The following is a 13,308-nucleotide window of genomic DNA, read 5'->3' as shown; positions in this document are numbered from 1 at the left end:
GCGCGGCCCCCGCCCCCTCCCACACGGATCAACAAAAGCGCCGGCAGGCGAACCCGCCGCCAGCGCTTTCATCAACTCAGCTCAACCAGTCCTTGCAGGCGCCATCCACCTGGTCACCGCACGCTTGCTGCATCCGCTGCTGCAGCCGTGCCAGCGTCTCCGCACCCTGGTGCTTTCCGCTCCACGCCTTCAACTGCCCGGCAAGTCGCTCGAAGCGCTGGCGAGTGCGCTGGTGGTAGCCCGACGGCTGCGCCTCCAGTTCGGCGATCAGCGACGCGGTCGCCTGCTCGATGCGTGGTGCATCGTCCGGCGCCAGCTTCAGCAGGCCTTCCACGTACAGCACGCCCCATTGCACGCGGGTGGCCGGGCCCTGCGCACCATCGTAGGCGCGCTTCAGCCACTCCAGCGCACCGGCGGTGTCGCCGCGCTGCTCGGCCAGTTCGGCCAGCTCGGGCATGTAGTAGTACGGCTGCTCGCTGCGCTTCAGCTCGGCCAGCAACAGCGCCTCGGCACCCGCGTCGTCACCTACCTCGCGCAATGCGTACACCGCGCTGCTGATCGTGGCCTGGCGTGCATGCGCATCGGTGGCGGCGGCATCAGCAGCGGCCACGCGCTGATTGACCCGCTCGACCAGCGGCGCGGGCAGTTCGCCCTTGGGCTGCTGCTGGCGGGCCAGCGATACTTCGGTCAGCGCACGCGACAACGCGTCGTCGGCGCGATCACCGCGCTCGGCGTCTGCACGCTCCAGTGCGACCAGCAGCTGCTGTCCGAGCGTGTTGCTGGTGGCCGGGCCGGCACTGGCCTGCTTGACCAGCTGCACGCCTGCATAGCCGAGCAACTCACGGTTGCGGCGCACTTCCGCCGGTTGTGCCAGTACAGCCTGCAGCAGCTCGCGCACTTCGGTGGGCGAGGCATCGGGCTTTTCGGCTGTAGCCAGAGCCAGCAGGGCGAAACGGCGCTGCAGGGCGGCGTCGGGTGCCGCCTTGGACAACTGGCGCAGCACGTCCTGGCTCCTGCGCTCGCCGGCCAGGCGGTTGGCGTCCACTTCCCAGCCGTAGTCGGCCAGCACCTGCCAGTCTTCGGCGGCCAGCCGGCCCGGCGTTGCCAGCGCGGTGGCCAAGGTGGCGGCAACAGCACTGCGGCGGCCAGCGGCGACGGTCAGTGCCCGGGTCAGTTCGGCGGCGTCATTGCCGCCAGCCACGCGGGTGATTTCGTTGCGCTGTGGGTCCAGCACGATCAGCGTGGGATAGCCGCGCACGCCGAAGCGTTCGCCCCAGGCCTGCGCACCTTCCTCGTCGCCATCCAGGTAGACGGGAACGAATTTGCTGGTCAGCGCGATGAAGGCCGGGTCCTTGAACAGGCCCGCCTTGAGCTGGTTGCACGGCGGGCACCAGACCGCACCCCAGTACAGCAGCACCGGCTTGCCGCTGTCGGCGGCTTCGGCGAAGGCATCGTCCACATCGCCCTGGCGCCAGGCGATGGCGGACGCCGGCGCGGGTGCCTCGGCGGAGTTGGCGGTGGATACCGGGGCCGGGGTGCAGGCGCTCAGCGCCGAAGCCAGCAGCAACACGGAAAGCGCGACGCGCATCGGCAGCATCTCGAAGGGCAGGGTGACAGGCCATTGTAGGAACAGCCGGGGAGCCTGCTGATTCAGTTTGCTTATGACAGGCGTGCCGTAGGGCATGACGCCCGTCGGGCATTGCCGGGCGGATGCCTTCAGGGCGCTGCCCGCACCATCTGCTGGTACACCAGCCCGTTGATCTCGCCGACCTCGCCATCCAGCACAAAGCCATAGCGCAGGTAGGTAGGCACTGCGTTGAGCGAGGCGCGCACCGTCAGTACCGGCTCGCGTACCTGCGGCAGCACGGCTTCGAACAAGGCATGGCCGATGCCTTGGCCCTGGCACGCGGGATCGACGAACAGCATTGCCAGGTGCCGGCCCTCCTTCAGTTCGACCACGCCGATTACGCGCGCATCCTGCTCGGCCACCAGGATGTCGTTGTCACCCTGCAGGCGTGCACCAAACGCATCGGCTGCAGCGACACTGCCGAAGGTGGCAATGCCGGCCGCGCTGAGAGACGGTGCCACTGCCTGGTTGAACGCGGCCAGGCACACCGCGCTGATCGCAGGCAGGTCATCTACGTGGGCAGGGCGGATCCTTGGCATGCAGTGTTCTTCCTGTAGTGGGCAGCGCGTCATCGTTGCCGCAGACCTGCAGGCTAAGCTGGCGTCATGAGTGAATTCAATCCCGCCCATGCTTCGTTGTTTCCTCAACAAGGACTGAGCCTGGGCCTGATGACGCCGGTTGCGGCGCATGGACTGGCCGACCCGGACGAGGCGCGGCGCATCGCGCGGTTGGCCGATGATCTTGGCTTCGCCGCGCTTTGGACCCGCGATGTACCGTTGATGGTGCCGCAGGGCCCGGATGCAACAGCGAGTGCGCTGGATGACCCGTTCCTGTGGCTGGGCATGCTGGCTGCCGCGACCGAGCGCATCGTGGTCGGCAGCGCAGCCATCGTGCTGCCATTGCGCCAGCCGCTGCAGGTGGCGAAGTCGGCCTTGAGCCTGGACCGGATCAGTGGCGGACGCTTCGTGCTGGGCCTGGGTTCGGGTGACCGCCCGGAAGAATTTGCCGCGTTCGGTGAGGATCTGGAGGGCAGGGCGGCGGCGTTCCGTGAGCGTTGGTCGCTGCTGCGTGCCGCGTTGTCCCCCGACACCGACGAGCGTGCTGAGGTCCTGCAGGCGACCGGCGGCTTCGACGTGCTGCCGGCGCCGGCAACGCGCATTCCGATGCTGGTGGTGGGTACTGCGCGGCAGAGCCTGCAATGGATCGCGCGTGAAAGCGAAGGCTGGGCCACCTATCACCGCGAGGAGGTTGCGCAGGAAGGACGCATCGGCCTGTGGCAGCAGGCGCTCGTGCAGCGCGGCGGGCCAGGCAAGCCGTTCGTGCAGTCGATGCTGCTGGACCTGCAGGCGGATCCGCAGGCGCCAGCCGAACCATTGCCGCTGGGCTTGAAGGTCGGCCGCGACGGGCTGCGCGACTATCTGCGGCGCGTGCATGCGCAGGGTATGGCGCATGTGATGTTCAATCTGGTCGACAACGGGCGGGCGATGGACGCCGTGCTGCGCGAGATCGGCGAGCAGGTCCTGCCGGATGTGCTCCGGTAGGTGTCCACCTTGGTGGACACGTTCCAGCAGTCGAGCACGGCTCGACTCTACATGGGGTTCGCATCTGCGTATCATTCGCATTTGATATCCCGATGCCGGAGCTCCGCGTGACCCAACGTTCCCCCATGCACCCGACCGGACGCCTGTTCGCCGCGGTCGCTTTCATCGAGGCCGTGACCTGGGCCGGCCTGCTCATCGGCATGTGGATGAAGTACGGCCCGATGGCCAACGTTGCGCTGGTCAAGCTGTTCGGCCCCCTGCACGGCGTGGCGTTCCTGGTCTACGTGGCGGTGACGCTGTTCGCGGCAGTACGCCTGCGTTGGCCGTGGTGGGCCAGTGCCCTGGCCCTGCTGGCGGCGATCCCGCCGCTGGTGACGCTGCCGCTGGAGTGGTGGTTCAAGCGCCGTGGTCTGCTGGGCCTGCGTGCAATGCGCTGAACCCACTGTTGCATGCCCATTCAAGAGAATGGGTATCAAATGCAAATACGAGCCGTTATCATTTAAGGATGGCATCGGACCCTGAGCAGGACCGATGCCGGGCGGGGGCGTACAGACGCGCCCGGCCATCCTTTCCTGTTACGGCTGGTGTTTCATGCACGCACGTCCCGTCGTTCCCGGCTTGCCGGCGCTGGTGTTGGCTGCCCTGATCGGCACCATGGCGATGATGTCCTTCGTCGCCGTGATCGGCCCGGTGGTCCGCATGCTCGGTTTGTCCGAGTGGCATGCCGGCCTCTCGGTCACCGCCGCCGGTGTGTTGTGGATGCTGGCCGCGCGCCCGTGGGGCCAGCTCAGCGACCGCATCGGCCGCAAGCGCGTGCTGATGCTGGCGATGAGTGCCTACACCGTGGTCTACATCGCGCTGGCGGTGTTCATCGACGTGGCCCTGCAGGCGGTGCCGCCTGTGTTGGTATCGGTGCTGGTGCTGGTCGGTGCGCGTGGCCTGATCGGCCTGTTCTACGCCGCGGTGCCCCCTACCGCTGCCGCGCTGATCGCCGACAAGGCACCGACCGGCCAACGTGCGAAATTCCTCGCTCGCCTGGGCAGCGCCAACGCGCTGGGCATGGTGCTTGGCCCGGCCGCCGCTGGCTGGCTGGCCTATACGAATCTGTCGCTGGCGCTGTATGTGGCCGCACTGTTGCCGCTGCTTGCGCTGGCATTGCTGGCGTGGCGGCTGCCGGCCACGCCGCCGGTGGAGAGCGCTTCTGCGCAACGCCGCCAGCCGATGAGCCGTCTCGACCCGCGCCTGCGCCTGCCTCAGCTGGCGGCGTTCATCGCCATGATCTCGGTGACCATCGCGCAGGTGACGGTCGGCTTCTTCGCGATCGACCGCCTCGGCCTGGATGCAGCGGCGGGCGCGCGCATGGCCGGCATTGCACTCACGGCGGTCGGCGTCGGCCTGATCCTGGCGCAGGCGCTGGTGATGAAGCTGGAGGTACATCCACGCCGCTGGATCGTCCTCGGCGCGCTCATTTCCGGCATCGGCTTCGCTTCGGTAGCGGGCGTGCAGCAGGGCTGGCAGTTGCCGGCGGCCTACGCGCTGGCCGCGTTCGGCATGGGTTTCGTATTCCCCTCGTTCCAGGCGCTGGCCGCCGATGCGGTGGAGGCGCACGAGCAGGGCGCCGCGGCCGGCACGGTGGCGGCCGCGCAGGGGCTGGGCATGGTGGCCGGGCCGATGCTCGGCACGCTGTTGTATCGCGGCGGGCCAAGCCTGCCTTACCTGCTGGTCGGCGCGCTGCTGCTGTTGCTGTGCGCGCTGGCCGCAGCGCATCGGATGAAGGAGACCCCATGAACGATTCCCTGATGCAGGGCGCGTGGCCGGAGGCTGCGCCAGCGCCGCAGGAGAACACCGACGACGCGTCGCTGTTCCTGCTGCAGCATGCGGGCCAGCACGTGCACGCACGCGGGTGCCGCGCCGCGCTGCCGGTCGGTGCACTGGCGACGCTGGCAGAGCGCGTTTCGGAGTTCTTTGCCCAGCAGCGCGGTGGTCCGGGCCTGTTGGTTGGCGCGGTGCCGTTCGAACCGCGTGCGGACGATGCGTTGTACCAGCCCGAGCGCCTGTTGCCTGCGCTGGCATTGCAACCGCAGTCCGCACCGCCGCTGGACGGCGCCCTGCGGGCCGAGCCTGTGCCACAGGACTATGCGTCAGCGGTTGCCGCGGCGGTGCAGGTCCTGCGTGCGCCCGAGCAGAACCTGCACAAGGTGGTGCTGGCGCGCAGCCTGTTGGCACGCACCCGCCAGGCGCTGTCGCCGGACGTGCTGCTGGCACGCCTGGGCGCGGATCCGTCGGTGGCGACCTACGCGGTGCCGTTGCCGGTGGAGCTGGGCCAGGCGCCGGCGTGGCTGGTGGGGGCAACCCCGGAACTGCTGCTGCGCAAGCGCGGTGCCGAACTGCTGTCGCATCCGCTCGCCGGTTCAGCACGCCGCAGCGCCGATGCTGCCGAGGACGAGCGTGCCGCGCAGGCGCTGCTGGCCTCGACCAAGGACCATGACGAGCATCGCCATGTGGTGGACGCCATCGTCGAGGGCCTGGCACCGTACTGCAGCCACATCGATGCACAGCCACGGCCGATGCTGCATGCCACCGCCAGCATGTGGCACCTGGGCACCCGCATCCATGCCACCCTGAAGGATCCGCAGACGTCTGCCGCCGAACTGCTGGCACAGCTGCACCCCACGCCGGCGGTCTGCGGTACGCCGCGGCTGGCGGCACTGCAGCGCATCCGCGAACTGGAACCGGTGCCGCGCGGCTTCTACGCCGGCGCCGTGGGCTGGCTGGATGCGCAGGGTGACGGCGACTGGTACGTGGCGATCCGCTGCGCACGCCTGCAGGGCACGCAGCTGCGCCTGTATGCCGGTGCCGGCATCGTCGCCGAATCGGAACCCGAGGCCGAGGTGGCCGAAACCGCGGCGAAGTTCGCTGCCCTGTTGAACGCGCTGGGTGTTCATGAATCCGCGCCCGCCATCGAGCCTGCCGCATGACTACCTCCATTGATTCCTCCCGCCTGCCACTGAAGCAGGTATGGCCCGATACGCTGGCGGCGCGCTATCGCGAGGCCGGTCACTGGCGCGGCGAGACCTTCCCGGCGTTCCTGCGCGAGCGCGCGGAACGCCATGCGGATGACATCGCGGTGGTCGCCGGTGACGTCCGCCTGAGCTACGCGCAGCTGTGGCACGAAGCCGGTCGCATCGGTGCCGGCCTGCTGGCACTCGGCCTGCAGCCCGGTGAGCGGGTGCTGGTGCAGTTGGGCAACACCGCCGGGTTCATCACCACCGTATGCGGACTGTTCCGTGCGGGTCTGGTGCCGGTATATGCGTTGCCGGCGCATCGCATCACCGAGCTGGTGCACTTCGCCAACAAGGCCGAGGCCAGTGCCTACATCACTGCCGACCTGCACGACAGCTTTGATCATCGCGGGCTGGCGCGGGCGCTGCAGGCCGAGGTGCCGGCGCTGCGCCACGTGGTCATTGATGGCGATGCAGCGGAGTTCACCGCGCTGGAGTCGCTGCAGGGCGACCGCAGCCAGCTGCCGGCCGATCCGGATCCGCAGTCGGTGGCGTTCCTGCAGATCTCCGGTGGCAGTACCGGGTTGTCCAAGCTGATTCCGCGTACCCACGACGACTACATCTATTCGTTCCGCGCCAGCAATGACATCTGCGGCATCGACCGCGACAGCGTCTACCTGGTCGCGCTGCCGGCCGCGCACAATTTCCCGATGAGCTCGCCCGGCTTCTTCGGCGCGCTGTATGCCGGCGCCCGCGTAGTGCTCAGCCCCGGCCCCGGCCCGGATGCGGCGTTCCCGTTGATCGCCCGCGAGCGCGTGACCTGCTGTGGCCTGGTGCCGCCGCTGGCGCTGCTGTGGGCGCAGGCGGCGGCTACGAGCAAGCACGACCTGTCCAGCCTGCAGGTACTGCAGGTAGGCGGCGCCAAACTGGTACCGGAAGCCGCACGGCGGGTTATCGACGGCCTGGGCTGTACCCTGCAGCAGGTGTTCGGCATGGCCGAAGGCCTGGTCAACTACACCCGCCTGGATGATCCGGAGGAACTGATCGTGGCCTGCCAGGGCCGGCCGATCAGCCCGGACGACGAAGTGCGCGTGGTCGATGACCACGACCAGCCGGTGGCTGAGGGCGAAGTGGGCCATCTGCTGACCCGCGGCCCGTACACCATCCGTGGTTACCACAACGATGCGGTGGCCAACGCGCGCTCGTTCACCGACGATGGGTTCTACCGCACCGGTGACCGCGTGCAGCAGTTGCCCGGCGGCTATCTGGTGGTGCAGGGCCGTGCCGGTGACCACATCAACCGCGCGGGCGAGAAAATCTCCGCCGAGGAGATTGAAGATCACCTGCTGGCCCACCCCGGCGTGTTCGACGCCGCCGTGGTCTCCATTCCTGACGAGTATCTCGGTGAGCGCAGCTGCGCGTTTGTGATCCAGCAGGGGGAGCCGATCAAGGCGCCGGCACTGAAAGCCTGGATGCGTACGCGCGGCCTGGCGGCGTTCAAGGTGCCGGACCAGGTCGTGTTCGTCGACAGTTTCGATACCACCGCGGTCGGCAAGATCAGCCGCCGCGAACTGCGCGCGCAGCTGCGTGCGCGTCATCTGCAACAGACAGGAGGAACGCGCTGATGGCGCTGCCCCGCATCACCAACTATTCCTTGCCGACCGCTGCCGAACTGCCGCAGGCGCGCGGGCCCTGGCGCCTGCAACGCGATCGTGTCGCGCTGCTGGTACACGACATGCAGCGCTACTTCCTGGCCGCGTTCGATGCCGGAAACGCGCCGCTGCGGCCGGCGGTGGACAACATCGCGCGCCTGCTGGCGCATTGCCGCGCACATGGCATTCCGGTGTTCTACACCGCCCAGCATGGCGACCAGGATCGCCGTGACCGTGGCCTGCAGGCCGACCTGTGGGGCCCGGGCATGCGCCGCAGTGCCGATCATGAGCCGATCATCGAGGCGCTGGCACCGCAGCCGGGCGAGCATGTGCTGGTGAAGCACCGCTACAGCGCGTTCCAGCGCAGCAACCTGGAAACGCTGATGCGGGTGCGCGGCCGTGACCAGCTGCTGGTGACCGGCGTGTACGCCCATATCGGCTGCACCGCGACCGTGGTGGAGGCGTTCCAGCGCGATATCGAGGCGTTCATCGCAGCCGATGCGGTGGCGGACTTTTCGCGTGCCGATCACGATCAGGCGCTGCACTGGATCGCGCGCACCTGTGGTGTGCCGATGACCACCGATCAGCTGCTGGAGGTGCTGTGATGGCTGCCACGGGTGATGCGCTGGATCTGGAGCGGATGCGTGCCGACGTTGCGCGCGTGCTGGAGTGCAGACCGGCCGAGATCGGTGACGACGACAACCTGATCGACCTGGATCTGGACTCGATGCGCATGCTCGGCCTGGTCCTGGCCTGGGGCAACACCGGGTTGCCGCTGGAGTTCTCGCAGTTGGCCGAACACACCACGCTGCGCCAGTGGTGGGGTGTGGTGCAGAAGCTGCAGGCCGCGCAGAACGCATGAACGTCGCTGTGCTGGCCACGCCGGTGGCACTGACCGAGGCCCAGGCCGGACTGTGGTTCGCGCAGCGGCTGGCACCGGAGAATCCGTCGTTCAATACCGCGCATGCGGTGTGGATCGAGGGTGCGCTGGACGAGGCTGCGTTCGTCGCTGCGGCGGACCAGGCTGCGGGCGAGGCGCAGGCCTTTGCACTGCGCTTTGCCGAAGGGGCCGACGGCCAGCCGCTGCAGTGGCATGACCCGGCACATGTGCCGCTGCTGTCGGTGCGCGATCTAGCGGGCGAGGTCGGGCCGGCATCGGCGGCGCGTGCCCTGATGCAGGCCGACCGGCTCAGCGCGGTCGATCCGACCCGCGACCGCATAAGCCAGCAGGTGTTGTTCGATCTGGGGGGCCAGCGCTGGGTCTGGTACCTGCGCGTGCATCATCTGGCGGCCGATGGCTATGGCATGGCGCTGTTCACTGATCGTGTGTGCGCGTTGTACGCGGGGCGTACGGGTGAGCCACTACCAGCGCTGGCTGGCGTGCTGGCCGATGATGCCGCCTATCGTGCCGACCCGCGCCGCACGCAGGCCGGGCAGTGGTGGCGCGAACAGATGCAGGTCGCGCCGGCGGGCGCGGGCCTGGCCGGTACGCTCGCGGCCAGTGACGACGCGCTGCGCTGGGTGCAGCCGCTCGATGCTGCATTCCGTGAGCAGCTGCTGCAGGCATCGGTGCGTTGGCTGCAGCCCTGGCCGGATGTGCTGGCCGCGTTGTCGGCCGAGTACCTGCGGCGGATGAGCGCCGCCGATGAAGTGGTGCTGGGGGTGCCCTACATGGGGCGGCTCGGCAACGCATCGGCGCGGGTGCCGGCGATGGTGATGAATGTGCTGCCGCTGCGGGTGGCGGCCGGCGAGGGCAGTGTCGAGGCGTTTACCCGGGCATTGGGCCGGCAGCTCAGCCAGGGCCGCAAGCACGGCCGCTACCGTGGCGAGCAGTTGCGCCGCGACCTGGGCCTGGCGGGCGCGCAGCAGCGCCTGCACGGTCCGCTGGTGAATGTGCAGCCGTTCTACAAGCCGCTGGCACTGAACGGCGTGCGGGCGACGCTGGAGGTGCTGTGCACCGGGCCGGTGGATGATCTGACGCTGGGCTTCCGTGGCGACGGCCAGCACCTGCTGGATCTGGAGATCGAGGCCAATCCCGCGTTGTACAGTCGGGACGATGTGGAGGCGCACGCGACGCGGTTGCTGCATTTCGTGTCGGCGGCGCTGGAGGCCGAAGACATCGCAGCGGTGCCGCTGGCCACCGTCGCAGAAGCGCAGCAGGTGGTGCATGGCTTCAATGCCACCGCGCATGCGCTGCCACAGACTACGTTGGTTGAACTGTTGCAGCAGGGCATGGACCGTGATCCGCACGCGCCTGCGCTGGTGTTCGGCGACACCACGCTGGACTACGCAACGCTGGAAGCGCGGAGTTTCGCGCTGGCGGCACAACTGCGCGCGATGGCGGTCGGTCCGGGCAGTGTGGTGGCGGTGGCATTGCCGCGCTCGCTGGAACTGGTAATCGCGCTGGTGGCGGTGCTGCGTGCGGGTGCCGCCTACCTGCCGCTGGACCTTGCGCATCCCGATGAGCGCCTCGCGCGTATTCTCGCCTCGGCGCAGCCGGCGTGCGTACTGGCTAGGGCAGAGGTATCTGCGCGCATGGACGGTGTGCCGGTGCTCGCCCCCGACCAATGGACCGCGCTGAGTTTCGCAGCACCGTGGGCCGATCCGGCGCCCAGCGATGCAGCCTATGTGATCTATACCTCCGGTTCGACCGGCGAGCCGAAGGGCGTGGTCATCGAGCACCGTGCCATCGTCAATCGCCTGCTGTGGATGCGCGAGCACTACGGCATCCGTGCCGATGACCGTGTTCTGCAGAAGACCCCAGCCACGTTCGACGTCTCGGTCTGGGAGTTCTTCCTGCCGCTGCTGTGCGGCGCGACGCTGGTGGTGGCGGGCCCGGACGCGCATCGCGATCCGACCGAGCTGGCGCGGCTGATCCGTGCGCATGGCATCACCACCGCGCATTTCGTGCCGTCGATGCTCGACGCGTTCCTTGCCGCGCCTGCCTCCGAAGGCCTGCAGCTGCGCCGCGTGTTCACCAGTGGCGAGGCGCTGGACGCATCGCTGCGTGATCGTTTCCATGGGCGCGTGCAGGCCGAACTGCACAACCTGTATGGCCCGACCGAAGCGGCAGTGGACGTGAGCTACTGGCCGGCTTCGGCGCAGGATCGCTCACGGCCGGTACCGATCGGCTTCCCGGTCTGGAACACACGCCTATACGTGCTTGACGCGCGGATGCAGCCGCTGCCGGTGGGTGTGCCGGGCGACCTGTATCTGGGTGGCGTGCAGCTGGCGCGTGGCTATCTCGGCCGCGATGACCTGACCGCCGAACGTTTCCTGACCGATCCCTTCCTTCCAGGCGAGCGCATCTACCGCACCGGCGACGTGGGGCGTTGGCGCGGCGATGGTGCGGTCGAGTACCTCGGCCGCAGCGACCATCAGGTAAAGCTGCGCGGCCTGCGCATCGAGCTCGGTGAAATTGAAGCGGCATTGCGCGAGCTGCCGGGCATGGATCGGGTGGAGGTGCTGCTGCGCCAGGATGCCCCCGGTGATGCCCGGCTGGTGGCCTATGTGCCGTCCGCGCTGGCAGACGCCACCATGCTGCGCAGCCATCTGGCCACGCGCGTGCCGGACTACATGGTGCCGTCCGCATTCGTTGGCGTGGATCAGTGGCCGGTGACCGCCAACGGCAAGCTCGACCGCAACGCCTTGCCGAAGCCGCCGCAGAGCGAGATTGCCGGACTGGCGCCGCGCACGCCGCTGGAACAGGAACTGGCCGCGCTGTTCGCACAGGCGCTGGGCCGCCAGGCACCGGTGGCGGTGGATGCGGACTTCTTCAGCCTCGGCGGCGACTCGCTGTCCGCGGTGCACCTGCTGCTGGCGATCGAACAACGCTGGCGCTGTGACCTCGGCCTCGGTGCCTTGTTCGTGCAGCCGACCGTGGCTGCATTGGCGACGCGCATTGCCGAACCGCCGGCGCTGGCCGACCACGCATTGGGGCCGGTGATCTCGTTGGCTGCCACTGATGCTGACGGACCCACTCCGTTGTTCGTGCTGCACCCGGCCGGTGGCATCGCCTGGAACTACCGGACGCTGGCGCGCGCCCTGCAGCCGGCACGCCCGGTATATGGCCTGCAGTCGCCCGCGCTGGATCCGAAGCAGCCGTTGCCGTCCAGCATCGAAGCCATGGCCAATGACTATGTGCAGCGGGTGGTCACGCTGCAACCGAAGGGACCGGTGCATCTGCTGGGCTGGTCGGTGGGCGGCATCCTCGCCCAGGCGATGGCGGTGCGTCTGCATGAAATCGGGCGTGAAGTCGGTGAACTGGTGCTGCTCGACGCCTACCCCAGCGAATGCTGGCGGGCTGAGCCGGAACCCGATGCCATCGCCGCATTGCGTGCGCTGCTGGCGATTGCGGGCCATGACCCGGAGGCGCATCCGGAGCTGGACAGCCGTGAACGCATTCTTGCCTTCCTGCGTCGCGGTGGTAGTGCGCTCGGCAGCCTGCCGGACGTGGTGCTTGATGGCGTGGTGCGCGCAGTGACTGGCACCAACCGGCTGATCCGCGAACACATCCACCGTCCGTTCGACGGCACGCTGGTGCACGTGCGCGCGGGGCGGGACCACCAGGCGCGGCCGCAGTTGCAGTCGGCACTGTGGCGCGCGCACGCACGCAAGGTGCAGGCGCTGGAACTGCCGTTCCTGCATGCCGAGCTGACCGGCCGCGATGCGGTGGCGCAGCTGGCACCGTGGTTGTCGGCGCGCCTGCGCCACTGGGATGAGCAACAGGAGATCGCAACATGCAGTTGACCGGCTTTGAAGGTCGCGTGGCACTGGTGACCGGCGCCGCCGGCGGCATCGGCGAGGCCCTGGTACGGCTGTTGGCCGAGGCCGGCTGCACGGTCGTGGCAACCGATCGCGAGGCGCCCGTGGTAGTGGATGCACGTGTGCAGGCGTTTGCGCTCGACGTGACCGACAGCGCGGCGGTGGACGCCCTGGTGGATCGTGTGGAAGCCAGCATTGGGCCCATTGGCCTTGCCGCCAGTGTGGCGGGTGTTCTGCATGTGGGAGCTGTTGCGGAGACCACGAATGCCGATTGGCGCCGGGTGTTCGCAGTCAACGCCGATGGCGTGTTCCATGTTGGGCGTGCGCTGGCGCGGGTGATGTCACCACGGCGACAGGGCGCGATCGTCGCCGTCAGTTCGAATGCCGCCGGCGTGCCGCGGCACGGCATGGCCGCCTATGCCGCGTCCAAGGCCGCCGCCACGATGTTCACCCGCTGCCTCGGGCTGGAGCTGGCGCCGCTGGGCATCCGCTGCAATATCGTCGCCCCGGGTTCAACGCTGACCCCGATGCAGACCGGCATGTGGCAGGACGCGCACGGTGCCGAGCGGGTGATCGCCGGAAACCTGGAGACGTACAAGGCCGGCATCCCGCTGCGCAAGCTGGCGACCCCGGAAGACATTGCCCATTCGGTGATGTTCCTGCTCTCCGAGCAGGCCGGGCATGTGGCGATGAGCGATCTGTACGTGGACGGCGGCGCCACC

Annotated in this window: 11 protein-coding genes; 9 read left to right on the top strand and 2 right to left on the bottom strand. The window is 68.6% G+C overall.

Going from position 1 to position 13,308, the window contains the following annotated elements:
• Positions 1-76 precede the first annotated feature (76 nt).
• Positions 77-1,597, bottom strand: coding sequence for a thioredoxin family protein (locus N7573_RS21680; protein WP_279913919.1), 1,521 nt, complete (start codon positions 1,595-1,597; stop codon positions 77-79).
• A gap of 119 nt (positions 1,598-1,716) precedes the next feature.
• Positions 1,717-2,166 (bottom strand): GNAT family N-acetyltransferase, encoded by a 450-nt coding sequence (locus N7573_RS21675; RefSeq protein ID WP_279913918.1) that lies wholly within the window; start codon positions 2,164-2,166, stop codon positions 1,717-1,719.
• A 66-nt stretch (positions 2,167-2,232) separates the two neighbouring features.
• On the opposite strand from N7573_RS21675, the gene N7573_RS21670 reads away from it, so the two are divergent.
• The 9 genes from N7573_RS21670 to N7573_RS21630 all read left to right on the top strand — a co-directional run.
• Positions 2,233-3,168, top strand: coding sequence for a TIGR03571 family LLM class oxidoreductase (locus tag N7573_RS21670; protein WP_279913917.1), 936 nt, complete (start codon positions 2,233-2,235; stop codon positions 3,166-3,168).
• 125 nt (positions 3,169-3,293) lie between these two features.
• Complete coding sequence (locus N7573_RS21665; RefSeq protein WP_032129991.1) at positions 3,294-3,605, top strand: DUF3817 domain-containing protein; 312 nt, start codon at positions 3,294-3,296, stop codon at positions 3,603-3,605.
• Between the two features lie 154 nt (positions 3,606-3,759).
• Positions 3,760-4,956, top strand: coding sequence for an MFS transporter (locus N7573_RS21660; protein WP_279943282.1), 1,197 nt, complete (start codon positions 3,760-3,762; stop codon positions 4,954-4,956).
• The gene (locus tag N7573_RS21655; RefSeq protein WP_279913682.1) at positions 4,953-6,146 is read left to right on the top strand and encodes an isochorismate synthase; all 1,194 of its coding nucleotides are present in this window, start codon (positions 4,953-4,955) and stop codon (positions 6,144-6,146) included. The genes N7573_RS21660 and N7573_RS21655 overlap by 4 nt, the downstream gene beginning before the upstream one ends.
• Complete coding sequence (locus tag N7573_RS21650; protein WP_279913681.1) at positions 6,143-7,795, top strand: AMP-binding protein; 1,653 nt, start codon at positions 6,143-6,145, stop codon at positions 7,793-7,795. The genes N7573_RS21655 and N7573_RS21650 overlap by 4 nt, the downstream gene beginning before the upstream one ends.
• Entirely contained in the window at positions 7,795-8,427 is a 633-nt protein-coding gene (locus tag N7573_RS21645; protein ID WP_279913680.1) for an isochorismatase family protein, read from the top strand. Before N7573_RS21650 ends, N7573_RS21645 begins: the two co-directional genes overlap by 1 nt.
• The gene (locus N7573_RS21640) at positions 8,427-8,684 is read left to right on the top strand and encodes a phosphopantetheine-binding protein (protein ID WP_279913679.1); all 258 of its coding nucleotides are present in this window, start codon (positions 8,427-8,429) and stop codon (positions 8,682-8,684) included. Before N7573_RS21645 ends, N7573_RS21640 begins: the two co-directional genes overlap by 1 nt.
• The gene (locus tag N7573_RS21635) at positions 8,681-12,571 is read left to right on the top strand and encodes an enterobactin synthase subunit F (protein WP_279913678.1); all 3,891 of its coding nucleotides are present in this window, start codon (positions 8,681-8,683) and stop codon (positions 12,569-12,571) included. Before N7573_RS21640 ends, N7573_RS21635 begins: the two co-directional genes overlap by 4 nt.
• Positions 12,562-13,308, top strand: a 747-nt coding sequence (locus N7573_RS21630; RefSeq protein ID WP_279913677.1) for a 2,3-dihydro-2,3-dihydroxybenzoate dehydrogenase, incomplete at its 3' end; no start/stop codon positions are given. The genes N7573_RS21635 and N7573_RS21630, both read left to right, overlap by 10 nt.

This window comes from Stenotrophomonas sp. GD04054, assembly GCF_029836955.1.
GTDB classification, from domain to species: domain Bacteria; phylum Pseudomonadota; class Gammaproteobacteria; order Xanthomonadales; family Xanthomonadaceae; genus Stenotrophomonas; species Stenotrophomonas maltophilia_A.
Note: the sequence above shows the minus strand (reverse complement) of the source record. Positions and strands in the feature narration are given on the sequence as shown.

What these genes read in the sequence shown, in the direction of transcription:
- N7573_RS21640 (WP_279913679.1), top strand. Translation starts at nt 8,427, where the DNA reads ATGGCTGCCACGGGTGATGCGCTGGATCTGGAGCGGATGCGTGCCGAC.
- N7573_RS21680 (WP_279913919.1), bottom strand. Translation starts at nt 1,597, where the DNA reads ATGCTGCCGATGCGCGTCGCGCTTTCCGTGTTGCTGCTGGCTTCGGCG.
- N7573_RS21635 (WP_279913678.1), top strand. Translation starts at nt 8,681, where the DNA reads ATGAACGTCGCTGTGCTGGCCACGCCGGTGGCACTGACCGAGGCCCAG.
- N7573_RS21665 (WP_032129991.1), top strand. Translation starts at nt 3,294, where the DNA reads ATGCACCCGACCGGACGCCTGTTCGCCGCGGTCGCTTTCATCGAGGCC.
- N7573_RS21660 (WP_279943282.1), top strand. Translation starts at nt 3,760, where the DNA reads ATGCACGCACGTCCCGTCGTTCCCGGCTTGCCGGCGCTGGTGTTGGCT.
- N7573_RS21675 (WP_279913918.1), bottom strand. Translation starts at nt 2,166, where the DNA reads ATGCCAAGGATCCGCCCTGCCCACGTAGATGACCTGCCTGCGATCAGC.
- N7573_RS21655 (WP_279913682.1), top strand. Translation starts at nt 4,953, where the DNA reads ATGAACGATTCCCTGATGCAGGGCGCGTGGCCGGAGGCTGCGCCAGCG.
- N7573_RS21650 (WP_279913681.1), top strand. Translation starts at nt 6,143, where the DNA reads ATGACTACCTCCATTGATTCCTCCCGCCTGCCACTGAAGCAGGTATGG.
- N7573_RS21645 (WP_279913680.1), top strand. Translation starts at nt 7,795, where the DNA reads ATGGCGCTGCCCCGCATCACCAACTATTCCTTGCCGACCGCTGCCGAA.
- N7573_RS21670 (WP_279913917.1), top strand. Translation starts at nt 2,233, where the DNA reads ATGAGTGAATTCAATCCCGCCCATGCTTCGTTGTTTCCTCAACAAGGA.